We start from the raw sequence: 3,712 nt of genomic DNA on the forward strand, positions 1-3,712 counted from the left end.
CATCAAACAAGTGAAGAGCCCATCCTGACGGATGGGCTTTTTGCGTTTTTGTCGTTTAAAATTGCCAGATTTTAGGCACGCCATGGTACCTGCTCCCCCTGACAATCAGGCAAGCCTTCCCTCGCTATATACGGTAAACTAATGCAGATTTTGCATCTGGAAGCCATTATGAGCCACTCACTTAAGCCCTGGAACACCTTCGGTATTGACCGTTCTGCCAAAGCGATTGTACGCGCCGAAACTGAAAAACAGCTACTGGATGCCTGGCAAAATGCCACCGCAGAGTGCCAGCCAACCCTGATCCTTGGTGAAGGAAGCAATGTTCTGTTCCTGAAGGATTATTCCGGTACGGTCATTATCAACCGTATTATGGGGATAGAAGTGAGTGAAACATCTGACGCGTGGCATTTGCATGTTGGTGCAGGAGAAAACTGGCATCAGTTGGTCCAGTTTGCGCTAAATAACGGAATGCCGGGCCTGGAAAATCTTGCTTTGATTCCTGGCTGCGCCGGCTCCTCGCCGATTCAAAATATTGGTGCTTACGGCGTTGAATTACAGAAGGTTTGCCGGTACGTCGACTGCATTGAGTTGGTCACGGGGGTGAAACAGCGTCTTTCCGCTGCTGAATGTCGCTTTGGCTACCGGGACAGTATTTTTAAACATGAATATCAGGACCGCTACGCCATTGTGGCGGTTGGTTTGACGTTGCCAAAAGCCTGGCAACCCGTTTTGACCTACGGTGATTTAACCCGGCTCGATCCGCAAACCGTTACCCCGCAGCAGGTATTTGACGCCGTCTGTCATATGCGCATGACCAAACTCCCCGATCCAAAAGTGAATGGAAATGCGGGGAGCTTCTTTAAGAACCCGGTCGTTAGCGCGGACAAGGCGCAAGCGCTGCTGGCGACCTATCCGGGCATCCCTCACTACCCTCAGCCGGATGGCAGTATGAAACTTGCCGCCGGCTGGCTTATCGATCAATGCCAGCTTAAAGGTAAAGTGATGGGTGGCGCAGCGGTGCATAGCCAGCAGGCGCTGGTATTGATCAATCAGCATCAGGCAACCAGTGAAGACGTGGTTGAGCTGGCTCATTACGTACGCCAGCAGGTTGGTGAGAAGTTTAATATTTGGTTACAGCCGGAAGTGCGCTTTATCGGTGAAACGGGTGAAGTTAATGCCGAGGAGACCATCGCATGAAAGACTACACCGTTCCTTTGACGCTAATATCGATCCTGGCCGACGCTGAATTTCACTCAGGTGAACAGCTTGGCGAGCGTTTAGGGATGAGTCGGGCAGCAATCAACAAGCATATTCAAACGTTACGCGATTGGGGAGTCGACGTATTTACCGTTCCGGGTAAAGGCTACAGTCTCCCTGAGCCTATCCAGCTTCTGGATGAAGAGCAGATCGCCAGGCAGATCGAGCATGGCCGGGTAACCGTACTACCGGTGATTGATTCCACGAACCAGTATCTTCTGGACAGACTTAGCGAACTGCAATCGGGTGATGCCTGCGTGGCTGAGTATCAGCAGGCAGGTCGCGGCCGCCGCGGGCGCAAGTGGTTCTCGCCGTTTGGTTCTAACCTTTACCTTTCAATGTACTGGCGACTGGAGCAGGGCCCTGCTGCGGCTATAGGCTTGAGTCTGGTCATTGGGATCGTCATTGCCGAGGTGCTGCAAAGCCTGGGGGCGGATAAAGTTCGGGTGAAATGGCCAAACGATCTCTATTTACAGGATCGGAAGCTGTCCGGGATCCTGGTGGAACTCACGGGGAAAACCGGCGATGCTGCGCAGATAGTCAGCGGCGCGGGGATTAACCTCATGATGCGCCGGGTGGAGTCTGATGTTGTCAATCAGGGTTGGATCAGCCTCCAGGAGGCAGGGATCTCTATCGATCGTAATACGTTAGCGGCTTGTCTGATTAAAGAGCTGCGGGCAGGATTTAAACTTTTTGAGAATGAAGGTCTGGCACCCTATCTCACCCGCTGGGAAAAGCTCGATAACTTTATTAATCGACCGGTTAAACTTATTATTGGCGATAAAGAGATCTTTGGTATTTCGCGAGGTATTGATGCTCAAGGCGCATTATTACTGGAGCAGGACGGGATGGTAAAACCCTGGATTGGAGGTGAGATATCATTGCGCAGCGCTGAATAAAAAAAGGGGAGCTAACGCTCCCTTTTTTATTTTCTTAAACGCACCTGATTCACAGAGTGGTTTGCGCTTTTGGTCATTATAAGGCTGGCTCGCTCACGCGTTGGTAGAATGTTCTCTTTTAAATTCAAAAGATTAATCTCATTCCACAGCGATGTGGCAATATCAATTGCTTCATCTTTAGACAGCTGAGCATAGCTATGAAAATAGGAGTCCGGGTCGGTAAACGCGCCTTCGCGGAATTTCAGAAAACGATTGATATACCAGTTTTTTAGCAGTTCTTCAGGCGCATCAACGTAAATTGAAAAATCAACGAAGTCCGAAACAAATACATGATGCGGATCGTGTGGATAATCCATGCCGCTCTGCAGAACATTTAATCCCTCAAGAATTAATATATCAGGCTGCGTGACGGTTTTATCCCCATCAGGAATGACGTCGTAAATCAGATGTGAATAGACCGGCGCCGTAGCGTCAGGAACGCCGGATTTCAGGTCTGAGACGAATTTAACCAGGCGATGCATGTCATAAGACTGCGGGAAGCCCTTCTTCTTCATCAGGCCGCGTTCTTTCAATACCGCGTTAGGGTGCAGAAAACCATCCGTCGTGATTAATTCTACGTGTCGATGTTCAGGCCAGCGGCTCAGCAATGCTTGCAGCACGCGCGCGGTAGTGCTCTTCCCGACCGCCACGCTACCCGCAATGCTAATGATGTAAGGAATACGTTGGCCGTTGGTGCCAAGGAATTGTTCCAGTACAGCCTGGCGGCGCAGATTAGAGCTGATATAGAAATTGAGTAAACGCGACAGCGGCAAATAAATTTCCGCTACTTCTTCCAGGGAAAGATCTTCGTTGATGCCTTTTAACCGCGTGATTTCTTCTTCTGTTAGCGTCATCGGAACGGAATCACGAAGCGCAGCCCATTGGTCGCGGTTAAATTGTAGATACGGTGTCATTAACGTTTGCTCTTTTAGGCTCATAAGCATGCTCTTGCAACCGCCGAATTACATGAAGGCGGGGTGCTTCACACTAGTTAATCAGGACAATGGGCAGGAGGGTAACACCAGATTGCGAGGAATAATAAGAAAAAAACTCATTGAATGATGCTTTCTAAAGGTAGCATCACAGAGATGAATGGTTTGGTAAGGGGATATAAAGTTCTCAGCAGAGACCCGTGGGTTATTCATTGAATCGGGTGGTCAGGTGATGGGGTATCGATGCCGCTTTAGCGACTTCACTCTACTTTTTGCCCTCCTCGGCAACCCTATCCGTGAGGATGATTGGCGTATTTTTGTCCTGCTCTGTTTGAAATTACACCATTTTTTCTCGTTTGAGCACAAAATGTGAGCAATAGAACATTTTCTGCAATTTTTTAGTTGCATGAACTCGCAGGTCTCCCTAGAATGCGCGCTACTTGATGCCGACTTAGCTCAGTAGGTAGAGCAACTGACTTGTAATCAGTAGGTCACCAGTTCGATTCCGGTAGTCGGCACCATCAAGTGCCTGGTGGGGTTCCCGAGCGGCCAAAGGGAGCAGACTGTAAATCTGCCGTCATCGAC

The 3,712-nt window shown here is 49.6% G+C and carries 3 protein-coding genes and 1 tRNA gene; 3 read left to right on the plus strand and 1 reads right to left on the minus strand.

What is annotated here, in order from left to right; genetic code table 11:
* Nucleotides 1–168 precede the first annotated feature (168 nt).
* Both murB and birA read left to right on the plus strand, forming a co-directional pair.
* Complete coding sequence (murB, locus tag ABLU96_RS11450; protein ID WP_064406720.1) at nucleotides 169–1,197, plus strand: UDP-N-acetylmuramate dehydrogenase; 1,029 nt, start codon at nucleotides 169–171, stop codon at nucleotides 1,195–1,197.
* Nucleotides 1,194–2,156, plus strand: a complete 963-nt coding sequence (gene birA, locus ABLU96_RS11455) for a bifunctional biotin--[acetyl-CoA-carboxylase] ligase/biotin operon repressor BirA (protein WP_014837096.1) — start codon at nucleotides 1,194–1,196, stop codon at nucleotides 2,154–2,156. Before murB ends, birA begins: the two co-directional genes overlap by 4 nt.
* 26 nt (nucleotides 2,157–2,182) lie before the next feature.
* Here birA and coaA read toward each other — a convergent pair whose 3' ends face one another.
* Nucleotides 2,183–3,133 carry a type I pantothenate kinase gene (gene coaA / locus ABLU96_RS11460; protein WP_014227490.1) on the minus strand — a complete coding sequence of 317 codons (951 nt, stop codon included), beginning with the start codon at nucleotides 3,131–3,133 and terminating at the stop codon, nucleotides 2,183–2,185.
* A gap of 439 nt (nucleotides 3,134–3,572) precedes the next feature.
* Here coaA and ABLU96_RS11465 point away from each other — a divergent pair.
* A tRNA-Thr gene (locus ABLU96_RS11465) sits at nucleotides 3,573–3,648 on the plus strand.
* The last annotated feature ends 64 nt before the right edge of the window (nucleotides 3,649–3,712 follow it).

The organism is Klebsiella sp. CN_Kp106, assembly GCF_040064575.1.
Lineage (GTDB): Bacteria > Pseudomonadota > Gammaproteobacteria > Enterobacterales > Enterobacteriaceae > Klebsiella > Klebsiella michiganensis.

Excerpts from the sequence above, each read along its gene's own strand:
- murB (WP_064406720.1), top strand. The coding sequence starts at position 169 with ATGAGCCACTCACTTAAGCCCTGGAACACCTTCGGTATTGACCGTTCT.
- coaA (WP_014227490.1), bottom strand. The coding sequence starts at position 3,133 with ATGAGCCTAAAAGAGCAAACGTTAATGACACCGTATCTACAATTTAAC.
- birA (WP_014837096.1), top strand. The coding sequence starts at position 1,194 with ATGAAAGACTACACCGTTCCTTTGACGCTAATATCGATCCTGGCCGAC.